Consider the following 14,265-nt stretch of genomic DNA (forward strand, 5'->3'; position numbering starts at 1 on the left):
CCGGAGGGGCGAGGGGATTGCTCAGTGCTCGCATTAATTTGTGGGGAACCCTCAGCCCCATGGGAGAGGGTCGGGGTGAGGGCATCAGACCGCACCTCTCCCCCAAATTTGATCCCGTCACACAATTTTCATAAAAACGCTTGCCGTGAATTTGCAGTTTATTGATAATGATTATCATTGTTACATTGATTGTTATTTATAAACATTATGTCACCGACCGATAACAGCGCGGCAACGCCAGTAAAAACACACACAGCGCCGTCCCCTGCTCCCACCGATCGCCGAATCGACAGCAAAAGCCTGTTGGGTGAGGAGGGACGGGTCATTATCGAGCATGACGGCCAGCACTACCTGCTGCGCCAGACCAATGCCGGAAAACTGATCCTGACTAAATAATCCAGACAACACATTCGCCAGCCACCCAGGTGATCCCCAGGCAGCCAGCGCTTTTCAATTCTTATGGAGAGTTGCTATGCCACACCTGCAATCCGCGTCTTTACGCCCGTCTCTTCTGGCGCTGGCAATTGTCAGCACCCTGCCGGGCGTTGCGTTTGCCGCCACAGACGATATCACCGTTACCGCCACCGGCAACGCCCGCAGCGCCTTCGAAGCCCCCATGATGGTAAGCGTGATTGACGCCACCGCGCCGGAAAAGCAGACCGCCAGCTCCGCCGCTGACCTGCTGCGCAAGGTGCCCGGCCTGACGCTGGACGGCACCGGGCGCACCAACGGTCAGGACGTTAACCTGCGCGGTTACGACCGACGTGGCGTGCTGGTGCTGGTGGATGGCGTACGCCAGGGCACCGATACCGGACACCTGAACAGCACGTTCCTCGATCCGGCGCTGATCAAACGTATCGAAGTGGTACGTGGCCCTTCCGCCTTGCTGTACGGCAGCGGCGCGCTGGGCGGCGTAATTTCATATGACACCGTCGACGCCAGCGATCTGCTGGACGCAGGTAAAAATAGCGGCTATCGCGTGTTTGCTACCGGCGCGACGGGCGATCGCAGCATCGGGATGGGCGCCAGCGCCTATGGCCGCACCGATACCCTGGACGGTGTGGTCTCCTGGTCCAGTCGCGATCGCGGCGACATTCGCCAGAGTGACGGCGCGAGGGCGCCAAACGACGAATCCATCAACAATATGCTGGCGAAAGGCAGCTGGAAAATTGATCCGGCTCAGACGCTGAGCGGCTCCCTGCGCTACTACAACAACGACGCGCAGGAGCCGAAAAACCCGCAGACCACGGATGCCAGCAGCAGTAACCCGATGACCGATCGTTCCACCATTCAGCGCGATGCCCAGCTTGGCTACCGCATTGCGCCAGCCGGAAACGACTGGCTGAACGCCGATGCGAAAATTTACTGGTCCGAAGCGCGGATCAACGCCCAGAACATCGACGCCAGCGGCGAGTTCCGTAAGCAGACCACCAAAGGCGGCAAAGTGGAAAACCGCACCCGCCTGTTCAGCGACTCTTTTGCCTCGCACCTGCTGACCTACGGCGGGGAATACTACCGTCAGGAGCAACACCCTGGCGGCGCGACCACCGGCTTCCCGGACGCTAAAATCGACTTCAGCTCCGGCTGGTTGCAGGATGAGATCACCCTGCGCGACCTGCCGGTAACGCTTCTCGGCGGGACGCGTTACGACAACTACCGCGGCAGCAGCGACGGTTACGACGACGTGGATGCGGATAAATGGTCATCACGCGCCGGGTTAACCGTGAGTCCAGCCGACTGGCTGATGCTGTTCGGCTCTTACGCCCAGGCCTTCCGCGCGCCAACGATGGGCGAGATGTATAACGACTCGAAGCACTTCTCTATCGGCAGCTTCTACACCAACTACTGGGTGCCGAACCCGAATCTGCGTCCGGAAACTAACGAAACCCAGGAGTTCGGTTTTGGGCTACGTTTTGACGATCTGCTGCTCGCCAACGACGCGCTGGAGTTCAAAGCCAGCTACTTCGACACCAAAGCGAAAGATTACATCTCCACTACCGTCGATTTTGCGGCGGCCACCACCATGTCCTATAACGTACCAAATGCCAAAATTTGGGGCTGGGACATGATGGCGACCTACGCGACCAGTCTGTTCAACCTGGACGTGGCCTACAACCGCACACGCGGGAAAGATACCGACACGGGCGAATACATCTCCAGCATCAACCCGGACACCGTCACCAGCAAGCTGGATATCCCCGTGGCGCAAAGCGGCTTCTCCGTGGGCTGGATCGGCACCTTCGTCGAACGTTCAACGCACATCAGCAGCAGCTACAGCGAGCAGCCTGGCTACGCAGTGAATGATTTCTACGTCAGCTATAAAGGTCAGCAGCAGTTCAAAGGCATCACCACCACCCTCGTGCTGGGGAACGCCTTCGACAAAGCCTACTGGTCACCACAGGGCATCCCGCAGGATGGCCGCAACGGCAAGATCTTCGTCAGTTATCAATGGTAATTCCCTTCGGGGCAACGATTCAGAAGGATAAGATTATGGATCACTACACACGCTGGCTTGAGCTTAAAGAAGAACATCCGGGTAAGTACGCCCGTGATATCGCCGGATTAATGCACATCAGCGAAGCAGAGCTGGCATTTGCGCGCGTTGGACACGACGCCTGGCGGCTGCGCGGTGAAATCCGTGAGATTCTGGCAGCGCTGGAGTCGGTGGGGGAAACCAAATGCATCTGCCGTAACGAATACGCCGTTCACGAGCAGGTCGGGGCGTTTACTCACCAGCACTTCGGCGGCCACGCCGGGCTGGTGCTGAATCCGCGCGCGCTGGATCTGCGTTTGTTCCTCAACCAGTGGGCGAGCGCGTTTCACATAAGTGAAACGACCTCCCGCGGCGAACGTCAGAGCATTCAGTTCTTCGATCATCAGGGCGACGCTTTACTGAAGGTCTACACCACGGATCACACCGACGTTGCCGCCTGGGGCGACGTGCTGACCCGTTTTATCATTGCCGATAACCCCACTCTGGCGCTAAAGGCTGTCGAGGCCCCTGCGCATTCCGACGGTGCTGATGCAGGCTCGGTGGAGAAAGAGTGGCGCGCCATGACCGACGTGCATCAGTTCTTTAGCTTACTGAAGCGCCATAACCTGAGCCGCCAGCAAGCGTTTCGTCTGGTGAGTGACGATCTGGCCTGTAAGGTGGATAACAGCGCGCTGGCACAACTGCTGGAGACGGCGCGACAGGACAGAAACGAAATCATGATCTTCGTCGGCAACCGCGGCTGCGTGCAGATCTTCACCGGTGTGGTGGAAAAACTGACGCCCATGAAGGGCTGGCTGAACATCTTCAACCCAACCTTTACCCTGCATCTGCTGGAGGAGACTATCGCGGAGACGTGGGTTACGCGTAAGCCCACGGCAGACGGACACGTTACCAGCCTGGAGCTGTTTGCTGCGGACGGCACTCAGATCGCCCAGCTCTACGGGCAGCGTACCGAAGGCGAGCCGGAGCAGAGCCAGTGGCGCCGCCAGATTGACGCTCTGACGCCAGAAGGGCTGGCCGCATGAAAAACTGGTTTGCCCTGCTCTGCGCCCTGCCGCTGGTCGCCGTCGCCGCGCCGGAGAGAATTGTCGCCCTCGGCGGCGACGTGACGGAGATCGTCTACGCTCTCGGCGCGGAGTCTTCTCTGGTTGCGCGCGACAGTACCAGCCAGTGGCCGCAGGCGACAAACGCGCTGCCTGACGTGGGGTATCTCCGCCAGCTGAATGCGGAGGGAATTCTGTCCGTACGCCCGACGCTGGTGCTGGCAAGCGACCAGGCGCAACCCTCTCTGGCGCTGAAACAGGTTGAACAGAGCCACGTCCGGGTGGTTACCGTTCCCGGCACGCCTGACCTGCGCACGATTGACGAAAAAGTGCGGGTGATAGCTCAGGCGACGCATCATGAGGTGCAAGGGGAAACCCTGCGCAACTCACTGCGTCAGGCGCTGGCGGCTCTGCCCTCAACACCGCTCAACAAGCGGGTGCTGTTTATCCTCAGCCACGGCGGAATGACCGCAATGGCGGCCGGGCAACAGACCGGCGCGGATGCGGCAATACGCGCCGCCGGGTTGCAGAACGCCATGCAGGGCTTTACCCGCTATCAGCCGCTCTCCCAGGAGGGGGTAATGGCCAGCCAGCCGGATCTGGTGGTGATTTCGCAGGACGGTCTTAACGCGCTGGGCGGCGAAGAAAATCTGTGGAAACTGCCCGGCCTGGCGCAAACGCCAGCGGGACGAAGCAAGCAGATGCTGGCTATTGATGATATGGCCCTGCTGGGCTTCAGCGTCCGCACGCCGAAAGCCATACAACAGCTGCGTGCCAGAGCGGAGCAATTGCCCTGATGTCCCGGCGCATCACGTTATCGTTATGGCTTCTGGCGGGGTTGCTTACCGTCATGACGTTCATGGCCACCGGTTTTGGGGCGTTACGCCTGCCGGTGAACGTGCTGTGGAGCGGCAGCGATGAGACGCTACGCCAGATCTGGCTTACCATCCGTCTGCCCCGCGTACTGCTGGCGCTGGTGATTGGCGGATCGCTGGCGCTCGCCGGCTGCGTCATGCAGGGGCTGTTCCGCAATCCACTGGCCGACCCGGGCCTGCTCGGGATCAGCAGCGGTGCGGCGCTGGCCGTCGCCCTGTGGGTGGTGCTCCCGCTCTCGCTGCCCGCGCTGATGATGCTTTATGCCCCGATGCTGGCGGCATTTTTTGGGGCGCTGGCAGCCACAGGCGTGATCTTCCTGCTCAGCAAGCAGCGTGACCCCTCTCTGTCACGTCTGTTGCTGGTGGGTATCGCCATCAATGCCCTGTGCGGTGCGGCAGTGGGTGTGCTTTCGTGGGTCAGCAATGACGCCCAGCTGCGTCAGCTTTCACTCTGGGGAATGGGTAGTCTCGGTCAGGCGCAGTGGTCAACGCTGCTCGCCGTGACCTCGCTGATGGTGCCTGCCGTTCTGGCGATCTGGCGTTGTGCCAGCGCATTAAATTTACTGCAACTGGGTGAAGAGGAAGCGCATTATCTTGGCGTGGACGTTGCCCTTGTACAGCGAATATTACTGTTATGCAGCGCCCTGCTGGTCGCTGCGGCTGTCGCCGTCAGCGGCGTGATTGGCTTTGTCGGACTCGTGGTGCCGCACCTGATGCGCATGTGGCTGGGCGCCGATCACCGGGCAACCCTCCCCGGCACGGTACTCGCGGGCGCTTTACTGCTGCTGGTGGCGGATACGGTCGCGCGCACCCTGGTCGCCCCGGCAGAAATGCCGGTCGGCCTGCTCACCAGTATCCTTGGCGCTCCCTGGTTCTTATGGCTCATTTTTCGTCGTGGAGAACAGCATGGCTGAACGTTATACGGCTGAAAATCTGACTTTTACCCGGTCTGGCCGCACGCTGACAGATAACGTTTCGCTGTCACTGTCGCAGGGAGAGCTGGTTACATTGATCGGCCCCAACGGCGCGGGGAAATCCACGCTGCTGCGGCTGCTGACCGGCTACCTGAAACCCGACAGCGGCGGCTGTTCGCTGGCGGGAAAAGCGCTGGATGAATGGCATCCGGAGACGCTGTCCCGCTATCGGGCAGTGATGCGCCAGCAGTCTCAGCCTGGATTTGACTGGCAGGTGGAGGAGATCGTTGGAATGGGGCGTGCGCCCTGGACGCGTCACCCGGAACCGTCGATTGTGCGTGAGGTGTTGCAGCTGACCGGTTGCCTGCCGCTGGCCGGCAGGCGTTATCATTCCCTCTCGGGCGGCGAGCAGCAGCGCGTCCAGCTCGCCCGCGCGCTGGCGCAGCTGTGGCGTGACGGAACACCGCGCGGCTGGCTGTTTCTCGACGAACCCACTTCAGCGCTGGATCTCTACCACCAGCAGCATCTGCTGCGCCTGTTGAAATCGCTGACCCGTCAGGGCCATCTTCACGCCTGCGCGGTGCTGCACGATCTCAATCTTGCCGCATTATGGTCGGACCGGATCCTGCTGTTACACAACGGCAGGATTGTTTCTCAGGGCATACCGGAGACGGTTTTGCAGGCCGACGCGCTGGCACACTGGTACGGTGCGCAGGTGCACGTCGGCAGACATCCGGCGCACGCCGTACCGCAGGTTTTTCTCGCCCCTTAGCTTGAGCAGCTCACTTCCAGCCGCTTGCCCCAGTCCGGCGGGCGGCTGACATAGTCATCCACCCGGTCAGCAAACGGCGTGCGCAGGGCGATATGCAGCCGATGCAGCTCGGCATAATCCCCCTGCTCTGCCTGCTCAATAGCCCGCTGCGCCAGCCAGTTGCGCAACACCATCGCCGGGTTAACCGCCTTCATCCGCGCCTGGCGGGTATCGTCATCAATCTGTTCCTGCTGTAAACGCGCCCGGTAAGTGGCAAACCAGTCATCAAACGCCTGTCGATCGATGAACTCGTCACGCAGCGGTGAAGCGGCGCTCTGCTGCGCAGTCTGGCTTAGCATACGGAAGGTTCGGGTATAGTCGCTGCCTTCACGCGCCATGATGGCAAACAGCCCATTCAGCAGCGCGTTATCGCCTTTTTCCTGCGTCATCAGCCCCAGCTTGTTGCGCATTAACACACCATATTCCCGCAGCAAAACCTCCTGATAGGTATCGAGCGCATCGTTCAGGGCATCGACGTCGATAAACGGCGACAGGCTTTGCGCAAGCCGCTGAAGGTTCCACAGCCCCACCGCAGGCTGGTTGTCGAAACGGTAACGCCCCTGATAGTCCGAATGGTTACAGATGTAACCCGGTTGATAGTCATCAAGGAAGCCGTACGGACCGTAGTCAAACGTCAGCCCTAACAGGGACATGTTGTCGGTATTCATCACCCCGTGGGCAAAGCCAAAGGCCTGCCAGCGGGCAATCATTGAGGCGGTGCGCGCGACAATATCACGGAACCAGAGAACATAGCAGTCCGGTTCGTCTTGCAGGTGCGGCCAGTGACGTCGAAGGGCGTAGTCGGCAAGCTGGCGGACTTTATCCGGCTCGCGGCGATAGTAGAAGTGTTCAAAATGACCGAAACGCAGATGGCTTTCCGCCACGCGGATCAGCATCGCCCCCTGCTCTATCGTCTCACGGGCCACCGGCGTGTCGCTGGTGACAATGGACAGCGCGCGTGAGGTGGGGATCCCCAGGGCATGCATCGCCTCGGAAGCCAGACTTTCACGAATGGTTGAACGCAGCACCGCGCGGCCATCCCCCATGCGTGAGTACGGTGTTAACCCTGCCCCTTTCAGGTGCCAGTCGAGCGTTTCGCCATTCGGCAGAACCTGTTCACCCAGCAGGATGCCGCGACCATCGCCGAGCTGTCCCGCCCAGACGCCAAACTGATGTCCGCTGTAGACCTGAGCCAGAGGCTTCATGCCCGGAAGCAGCGTTTCGCCGCCCCAGACACCGGCGCCCTTTTCTGGCTGAAAAAATGTCGAAGGGATGCCAAGCGAATCCGCTAATGCATCGTTATGCCAGATAAGACGCGCGTTCTGTAAAGGCGTGGGCTTAAGCGCGGTGTAAAAGCCGGGTAATTCATCGTGCCAGTGAGCAGTAAAAGACAGGTTCATAAGTCCTCCTGCTTTAAGTGTAGAGGGTTTCCCTTGACGTAAACACGGGCGAAGAAAGGGGTTATTGCTGAACGAGGGTCGTTACGCGTTCTGCCGGGACGGCAGGCCACAGGGTTCCCTGCATTGCGCCAAAATTGAAGGGCAGCACGCGTTGTAAGATGCCGTGATCGTCAATTCCCGAGACCATGACCGACTGACAATGCGGCGCGATCTGCCAGAGAATGGCGCGCATAAATGGCTCGAAAGAGAGCGCCGAGACGCGCTGATGAATAAAGTTTTTATCCAGAATCACCCGTTTGAACAGACCATCATAAACCGGTTTAAGGGATGCAGCCCCTGCACCAAAGTTAGCCAGCACTAAGGGGAAATGGATCGCCATTCTTGCAAGCGTCAGATCGTCTTTCCCGTTATTTAAACCTGGATAGTTCTCATTAACAGTAAACTCAAGAAACGGATAACGATCAAGGATTGAAACAGCGTTCTCATTAGTTAATAAAAACTCAACAATTGCAGGTGTAATATTGATCCATGCAATTAACTGATGCTGAATAAAAAATAGCTTACAGGTATCGAGTAATTGCAGTTTTTCCTGAAACAGCACTAATTCATCTTCCTGAGAAAGATGAGGGATAACCAGTTCAGTCGGGATTCGTACGTCCGTACCCACGCCAGTAAAGTTAACCAAAATCTCTAAACCTTTAAGCAAACCTGCACTATCACGCGCCGGAAGGAGTAAAAGTTCAGACTGGTAAGCATTATCTAGCGTAATAATCATCGCCCTTGTCCTGCATTAAAGATGAGAGAGAACATCCTGGAGCAATTGCAGGCACAATTCCACTGTCTTGATTTTAATAAGATTAATTTCATTCTTTCCGTATTAATTTTCAGATTTTTCCCTGAATCTAAAATAATCTTATCCTGGTTATTGAATAATAGCCAGTTTTAGATAAAACAGGCACATGCTGACAAAAATAAGTGGGCAAAAATTTTACTTTAATCCACCCGCAAGAAAAGCCTGACGTCTATTTTCACCGCCAGGCCCTCCGCACTGCATCTTTATGCAGCGGTTAAATACGCCTGGCCTGCCAGAAATTTTTACGCCAGTAAACATTATCGAGAGAGGAGCGCATCACGCCGCGGCTGGTCGAGGCATGAATGAACTGATTATCGGTGTCATAAATGCCGACATGAAGGCCGCTTTCACCGGAACCTGTTTTAAAAAAGACCAGATCGCCGGGCAGGAGCTCGTCTTTATCAATTTCAGTGCCGATTTTCGCCTGCATACGCGTTTCACGCGGAAGCTGTAGGTCAAATTTATCGCGGAAAGTCATCAGCACAAATCCCGAGCAATCCACCCCGCCCCGGCTCATCCCGCCATAGCGATAAGGGGTGCCGCGCCAGTTGCTGAGCTGATCGTTCAGGCTGGCAATGACCGTAATGGAATCGGAAAGCCGTGGGTTAGGCGGAGGTGCACGATGGCTACTGCATCCTGCAAGAAATAGCGCCGCAACAAGGAGAAACCAGAATCGCATTTCAGACGAATCCTCTGCTTTTTTTGTTCTTTCGGTAATTTAGCGTGCATCTATGCGGCTGTGCAAGAAAGGTTATTCCTGCGCCGTGGAAATGAGCATCTTGTGGCCTTCAATATCCAGCCTCCGGAACGACATGTGGTAAGCACTCGCAAGATTGGGGGCCGTCAGCACGCTGTCGCGCGTTCCGCTGGCAATCAGTTTGCCACGCGCCAGCAACCACACCCGATGCGCGTGGCGCAACGTATGGTTTAAATCATGGCTGCTCATCACAATGGCGATGCCCTTGCGACACAGCGCGCTGAGCAGAGTATCCAGCGCTGCCTGCTGGGCAACGTCCAGTCCGCTCATCGGCTCGTCCAGCAGCAGCAACCGCCCGTGAGGATTTCCCACCGGATGAACCTGAAGGATGACGGCGGCCAGACGCACGCGCTGCCATTCGCCACCGGAAAGCTGGCTGGCCTGTCGGGTGAGCTTATCGTCTAACCCGAGCGCCGCAGCAACGTCATGGAGCAATGCTACCTGATTTCTATCAGGCAGGTGCAGCATCAGGTAGTGCCAGACGGGCATTGCAAAGGGCGGAACCTGCTGCTGAACCAGATAGCTTCGACGGGAGGCGAGTGTAGAGGGTAGCCAGTTGACGAGCGATTGCCCGAGAAAGGTAATCTCCCCTTCCCCGCGGGTCAGCCCCGCCATGCGCGCCAGCAGCGTGCTTTTTCCGGCGCCGTTAGGCCCAACCAGGTGAAGGATTTCACCTGCGTTGACTGCGGCGGTAACAGGCTCAAGACGTCCCTTCCCGGCAACGCCTGTGAGCTGCATCAGCAGCGTCATTATTTCGCCAGCGCCAGTTTGATTGATTCCATCACGATAGGATCTTCAGGCGTCATGTCAGGCGAGAAACGCTGCACGACCTGACCGTCACGGCCAATCAGGAATTTTTCGAAGTTCCACAGAATATCGTCCGGATAGAGCGGCGCGCGACCTTTGCTCGCCATACGCTCATAGAAACCACTCTCTTCAGGCGCAACGGCGGTCGGCGCCGCGGCCACCAGTTTGGCATACAGCGGATGACGATTTTCCCCGTTCACATCAATTTTGCTGAACATCGGGAACGTCACACCATAGGTTGTGCTGCAAAAGGTCTTAACCTCCTCTTCGCTGCCCGGCTCCTGGCCCAGGAACTGGTTGCACGGGAATCCGAGTACGATAAAGCCGTCTTTTTCCCAGGCTTTATGAATGTTCTCCAGCTGTTCATACTGCGGCGTAAGGCCACATTTCGATGCCACGTTCACGATGAGCAGTACCTTGCCCTTGTAGCCTTCCAGCGTGGTTTTCTCGCCGTCAATGGTAGTCACTTCGGTATTCAGAATATCAGACTGCATAGCATTCCCTCAGGTTGACTTACAGGTTGTGTTTTAACGTCCAGCTTTTAATAGTAGCCAGATAAAGACCGGTGCGCCCAGCGTTGCGGTCACCACGCCTATCGGCAACTCAGCGGCCGTCAGCGCAAGCCGGGCGATGATATCGGCAATCAGCAGCGTTGCCGCCCCGGCAACCGCCGAGGCCGGAAGCAGGGTTCGGTGGTCCGTAATACCGCACAGGCGCAGCATATGCGGGATCACCAGCCCAATAAAGCCAATCGCCCCCGCCAGCGCCACGCTTACGCCCACCATCCAGCCGATAGCGATAACCAGCACGTTGCGCCAGAAGCCAATCGGCATCCCGAGCTGGCGAGCAGACGTTTCGCCCAGCGCGAGAATATTAAGCGGCTGCGCCTGGAACGCCGTCCACAGGATGACCGGGATCAGGAGCACCATCAGCCACCCCTGACGCCAGTCAACGCCACCAAATCCCCCCATCATCCAGTACATTAACTGGCGCAGATCGAAAGAGGTGGAGAAGTAGACGGCCCATGTCATCAACGCGCTACAGATGATCCCCAACGCTACCCCGGCAAGCAGCAGCCGGCTGGTGGATAAATGGCGACGAGCAAAGCGCAGAAGGATAAGGGTTATCAACAGCGCGCCAAGGATGGAGCTGAGGCTAATCCCCCAGGCGGAGAGCTCGCCTCCCCCCAGCATCACGGCGGCGATAAGCCCGACGCCTGCGCCATTCGACACCCCGAGAAGTCCGGGTTCCGCCAGAGGGTTTTCAAATAATGCCTGCATGATCGTGCCGCACAGCGCCAGCGCAGCGCCGACTAAAAGCACAGCCAGCGTCCGTGGCAGGCGGATCTGCCAGACAAAGAGCTGTCCCTCAGGCGTAAACCAGCTTTCCGGTCCCAGCCACCGATCGCCCGCACACAGGCTGACGGTGGTGGCGACAATCATCAGCACCCCGAGCAGACACAGGCGGCGGAGATCGGAGCGGTGCTGAAGACGGGCAAGATCAAGCATAGACGATAGGTTATCCGGTTGAGATATCATTGATTTTACGGCGGGTTTAGCAAATAGCGCAAAGAAAAAAGGCCGCGTGAGCGGCCTTTTTAGTTAGTTCATATTACTCTGCTTTGGGCGTTGCGTTTTCGACACGGCTTTTTAACTTCTGTCCGGGTCTGAAGGTCACCACGCGGCGGGCTGTAATGGGAATATCTTCCCCCGTCTTCGGGTTACGGCCCGGACGTTGGTTTTTGTCTCGCAAATCAAAATTGCCAAAGCCGGAGAGTTTAACCTGCTCACCATTTTCCAGAGCACGACGGATCTCTTCGAAAAACAGCTCTACCAGCTCTTTGGCATCCCGTTTGCTAAGCCCAAGCTTATCAAACAGATATTCTGACATTTCAGCTTTTGTAAGCGCCATAGGTTCAATCCCTCAATGATGCCTGGAATCGCTCTTTTAATGCCTCTACACATTTGGCGACGGTAGCGGCAATCTCCTCTTCTTCGAGTGTACGGCTGGTATCCTGAAGGATAAGGCTAATAGCGAGGCTCTTGAAACCTTCTGCTACGCCCTTGCCGCGGTACACGTCAAATAAGTTTACGCCAACTACCTGATTTACGCCAACTTTCTTACATTCGGCCAAAATATCTGCTGCGGGCACATTTTCAGCGACCACAACCGCGATATCACGGCGGTTTGCCGGGAAGCGTGAGACGTCCTTTGCCTGAGGAATGACGCGGTCTGCAACCGGGTTCCACTCCAGCTCGAATACGATGGTACGGCCATTCAGATCCAGCTTACGTTCCAGCTCCGGGTGAACAACCCCAATAAAACCAACACGTTTGCCGTCTAAATAGATCGCCGCACTCTGGCCCGGATGCAGGGCTGGAATCGCTTCTGCGCGGAATTCAATTTCGGATAATTTACCGGTCAGATCGAGAATCGCTTCCAGATCGCCCTTCATATCGTAGAAATCAACCGTCCCTTTTGCCAGGTCCCAGTGCTCTTCATAGCGGTTACCGCTAATGGCGCCGGCCAGCATGAGATCCTGACGGATGCCTAAATTGGCCTGAGTATCCGGTACAAAGCGCAAACCGCTTTCGAAAATACGCACGCGGTTCTGCTGACGGTTCTGGTTATAAACGATAGTACCCAGCAGTCCCGTCCACAGGGACAGACGCATCGCTGACATCTCGCTGGAGATCGGGCTTGGCAGGATCAGCGCTTCCTGACCCGGGTGGATCAGCTGTTGCAGCTTAGGATCAACGAAGCTGTAGGTGATCACTTCCTGGTAGCCTTTGTCGTTCAGCATGGTTTTCACACGCTTCAGTGACAGATCGGCTTCGCGATGGCTGCCCATCACCAGACCCGCCTGCACCGGCTCGTCAGGGATATTGTTGTAGCCGTACACGCGGGCCACTTCTTCCACCAGATCTTCTTCGATCTCCATGTCGAAACGCCAGGATGGCGCAACGGCTTTCCACTCATCCTGACCTTCAGTCACTTCGCAGCCCAGACGCGTCAGAATGTCGGTCACCTGCGCATCGGCAACGTGGTGACCAATCAGACGATCCAGCTTGCTGCGGCGCAGAGTAATGGTCGCACGCTTCGGCAGCGCCGCTTGGTTGGTCACATCGATAACCGGACCCGCTTCGCCGCCGCAGATGTCGATCAGCAGGCGAGTCGCACGCTCCATCGCTTTGTATTGCAGCGCAGGATCCACGCCACGCTCATAGCGGTGAGAAGCGTCAGTGTGCAGACCGTGACGGCGTGCGCGGCCGGTGATGGAGAGCGGGCTGAAGAACGCGCATTCCAGCAGGACGTTTTGCGTCTCGTCGTTGACGCCAGAGTGCTCGCCGCCGAAGATCCCGCCCATCGCCAGCGCTTTGTTGTGATCGGCAATTACCAGGGTGTCGGCGTTCAGTTTCGCTTCGCTGCCGTCCAGCAGAACCAGGGTTTCGCCCTCTTTCGCCATGCGCACAATAATACCCCCTTCGATACGATCTTTATCGAAGGCGTGCATTGGCTGGCCCAGCTCCAGCAGAACATAGTTGGTCACGTCAACCACAGCGTCGATAGAACGGATACCACAGCGACGCAGTTTCTCTTTCATCCACAGCGGGGTTGGCGCTTTAACGTTAATACCTTTCACCACACGACCGAGGTAGCGCGGGCAGGCCTCAGGCGCGTCAACCTGAATCGGCAGCACATCACTGATGGTTGCCTCAACCGGAGCGATCTCCGGCTCGTTCAGTTCCGTCTGGTTCAGCACGGCCACGTCGCGGGCCACACCGATGATGCCTAAGCAGTCGGCACGGTTTGGCGTCACGCTGATTTCGATGGTGTTGTCATCAAGCTTCAGGTATTCGCGGATATCGGTACCCACTGGTGCATCCTGCGGCAGCTCGATAATCCCGGAGTGATCGTCGGAAATGCCCAGCTCAGAGAAGGAGCACAGCATGCCTTCAGACGGCTCACCGCGCAGCTTAGCCGCTTTGATTTTGAAATCGCCCGGCAGTACCGCGCCGACGGTCGCCACGGCTACCTTCAGGCCCTGTCGGCAGTTTGGCGCACCGCAGACGATATCCAGCAGACGGTCACCGCCCACATTGACTTTTGTTACGCGCAGTTTGTCGGCGTTAGGGTGCTGGCCACACTCAACCACTTCACCTACCACGACGCCGGTAAAGGCGCCAGAAACAGGATCCACGCCATCAACTTCCAGACCCGCCATGGTGATCTGGTTAGAAAGCGCGTCGCTGTCCAGCGTGGTGTTAACCCATTCGCGTAACCACAGTTCACTGAATTTCATTGTTCTTT

The 14,265-nt window shown here is 57.5% G+C and carries 14 protein-coding genes; 6 read left to right on the forward strand and 8 right to left on the reverse strand.

The window, feature by feature from the left end:
- The first annotated feature begins 207 nt into the window (after window positions 1-207).
- The 6 genes from hemP (at window position 208) to ACOT0L_RS20915 (ending at window position 6,098) form a co-directional block, all read left to right on the forward strand.
- Entirely contained in the window at window positions 208-396 is a 189-nt protein-coding gene (hemP, locus tag ACOT0L_RS20890) for a hemin uptake protein HemP (protein WP_022647850.1), read from the forward strand.
- A 76-nt stretch (window positions 397-472) separates the two neighbouring features.
- Complete coding sequence (locus tag ACOT0L_RS20895; protein ID WP_126504178.1) at window positions 473-2,455, forward strand: TonB-dependent hemoglobin/transferrin/lactoferrin family receptor; 1,983 nt, start codon at window positions 473-475, stop codon at window positions 2,453-2,455.
- Window positions 2,456-2,490: 35 nt separating this feature from the next.
- Window positions 2,491-3,519 (forward strand): hematinate-forming heme oxygenase ChuS, encoded by a 1,029-nt coding sequence (gene chuS, locus ACOT0L_RS20900; protein ID WP_126504176.1) that lies wholly within the window; start codon window positions 2,491-2,493, stop codon window positions 3,517-3,519.
- Complete coding sequence (locus ACOT0L_RS20905; RefSeq protein WP_126504174.1) at window positions 3,516-4,334, forward strand: heme/hemin ABC transporter substrate-binding protein; 819 nt, start codon at window positions 3,516-3,518, stop codon at window positions 4,332-4,334. The genes chuS and ACOT0L_RS20905 overlap by 4 nt, the downstream gene beginning before the upstream one ends.
- Complete coding sequence (locus ACOT0L_RS20910) at window positions 4,334-5,326, forward strand: FecCD family ABC transporter permease (protein WP_126504172.1); 993 nt, start codon at window positions 4,334-4,336, stop codon at window positions 5,324-5,326. Before ACOT0L_RS20905 ends, ACOT0L_RS20910 begins: the two co-directional genes overlap by 1 nt.
- Window positions 5,319-6,098, forward strand: coding sequence for a heme ABC transporter ATP-binding protein (locus tag ACOT0L_RS20915; RefSeq protein ID WP_126504170.1), 780 nt, complete (start codon window positions 5,319-5,321; stop codon window positions 6,096-6,098). The genes ACOT0L_RS20910 and ACOT0L_RS20915 overlap by 8 nt, the downstream gene beginning before the upstream one ends.
- On the opposite strand, the gene selO is transcribed toward ACOT0L_RS20915, so the two are convergent.
- The 8 genes from selO to pheT all read right to left on the reverse strand — a co-directional run bounded on the left by selO (window position 6,095) and on the right by pheT (window position 14,257).
- Complete coding sequence (selO, locus tag ACOT0L_RS20920; protein ID WP_126504168.1) at window positions 6,095-7,537, reverse strand: protein adenylyltransferase SelO; 1,443 nt, start codon at window positions 7,535-7,537, stop codon at window positions 6,095-6,097. The genes ACOT0L_RS20915 and selO overlap by 4 nt on opposite strands.
- 61 nt (window positions 7,538-7,598) lie before the next feature.
- Window positions 7,599-8,312: an EAL domain-containing protein gene (locus tag ACOT0L_RS20925; protein WP_022647843.1), complete on the reverse strand. Its 714-nt coding sequence runs from the start codon at window positions 8,310-8,312 to the stop codon at window positions 7,599-7,601.
- 292 nt (window positions 8,313-8,604) lie between these two features.
- A complete protein-coding gene (locus ACOT0L_RS20930) occupies window positions 8,605-9,069 on the reverse strand; it encodes an NlpC/P60 family protein (RefSeq protein ID WP_015570730.1) in 465 nt (154 codons plus the stop codon).
- A 72-nt stretch (window positions 9,070-9,141) separates the two neighbouring features.
- Window positions 9,142-9,897: a vitamin B12 ABC transporter ATP-binding protein BtuD gene (gene btuD, locus ACOT0L_RS20935; protein WP_058677258.1), complete on the reverse strand. Its 756-nt coding sequence runs from the start codon at window positions 9,895-9,897 to the stop codon at window positions 9,142-9,144.
- Complete coding sequence (locus ACOT0L_RS20940; protein WP_126504166.1) at window positions 9,897-10,448, reverse strand: glutathione peroxidase; 552 nt, start codon at window positions 10,446-10,448, stop codon at window positions 9,897-9,899. Before ACOT0L_RS20940 ends, btuD begins: the two co-directional genes overlap by 1 nt.
- Before the next feature lie 33 nt (window positions 10,449-10,481).
- Entirely contained in the window at window positions 10,482-11,462 is a 981-nt protein-coding gene (gene btuC / locus ACOT0L_RS20945; RefSeq protein WP_126504164.1) for a vitamin B12 ABC transporter permease BtuC, read from the reverse strand.
- A 103-nt stretch (window positions 11,463-11,565) separates the two neighbouring features.
- Window positions 11,566-11,865, reverse strand: a complete 300-nt coding sequence (ihfA, locus tag ACOT0L_RS20950; protein WP_003857805.1) for an integration host factor subunit alpha — start codon at window positions 11,863-11,865, stop codon at window positions 11,566-11,568.
- A 4-nt stretch (window positions 11,866-11,869) separates the two neighbouring features.
- Window positions 11,870-14,257, reverse strand: a complete 2,388-nt coding sequence (gene pheT, locus ACOT0L_RS20955; protein ID WP_046618268.1) for a phenylalanine--tRNA ligase subunit beta — start codon at window positions 14,255-14,257, stop codon at window positions 11,870-11,872.
- Between the last annotated feature and the right edge of the window lie 8 nt (window positions 14,258-14,265).

Source organism: Enterobacter cloacae complex sp. XAL002 (assembly GCF_049236805.1).
In the GTDB taxonomy this organism is placed as follows: domain Bacteria; phylum Pseudomonadota; class Gammaproteobacteria; order Enterobacterales; family Enterobacteriaceae; genus Enterobacter; species Enterobacter intestinihominis.

Coding starts and splice junctions, on each gene's coding strand:
- hemP (WP_022647850.1), top strand. CDS start 208: ATGTCACCGACCGATAACAGCGCGGCAACGCCAGTAAAAACACACACA.
- ACOT0L_RS20895 (WP_126504178.1), top strand. CDS start 473: ATGCCACACCTGCAATCCGCGTCTTTACGCCCGTCTCTTCTGGCGCTG.
- chuS (WP_126504176.1), top strand. CDS start 2,491: ATGGATCACTACACACGCTGGCTTGAGCTTAAAGAAGAACATCCGGGT.
- ACOT0L_RS20905 (WP_126504174.1), top strand. CDS start 3,516: ATGAAAAACTGGTTTGCCCTGCTCTGCGCCCTGCCGCTGGTCGCCGTC.
- ACOT0L_RS20910 (WP_126504172.1), top strand. CDS start 4,334: ATGTCCCGGCGCATCACGTTATCGTTATGGCTTCTGGCGGGGTTGCTT.
- ACOT0L_RS20915 (WP_126504170.1), top strand. CDS start 5,319: ATGGCTGAACGTTATACGGCTGAAAATCTGACTTTTACCCGGTCTGGC.
- selO (WP_126504168.1), bottom strand. CDS start 7,537: ATGAACCTGTCTTTTACTGCTCACTGGCACGATGAATTACCCGGCTTT.
- ACOT0L_RS20925 (WP_022647843.1), bottom strand. CDS start 8,312: ATGATTATTACGCTAGATAATGCTTACCAGTCTGAACTTTTACTCCTT.
- ACOT0L_RS20930 (WP_015570730.1), bottom strand. CDS start 9,069: ATGCGATTCTGGTTTCTCCTTGTTGCGGCGCTATTTCTTGCAGGATGC.
- btuD (WP_058677258.1), bottom strand. CDS start 9,897: ATGACGCTGCTGATGCAGCTCACAGGCGTTGCCGGGAAGGGACGTCTT.
- ACOT0L_RS20940 (WP_126504166.1), bottom strand. CDS start 10,448: ATGCAGTCTGATATTCTGAATACCGAAGTGACTACCATTGACGGCGAG.
- btuC (WP_126504164.1), bottom strand. CDS start 11,462: ATGCTTGATCTTGCCCGTCTTCAGCACCGCTCCGATCTCCGCCGCCTG.
- ihfA (WP_003857805.1), bottom strand. CDS start 11,865: ATGGCGCTTACAAAAGCTGAAATGTCAGAATATCTGTTTGATAAGCTT.
- pheT (WP_046618268.1), bottom strand. CDS start 14,257: ATGAAATTCAGTGAACTGTGGTTACGCGAATGGGTTAACACCACGCTG.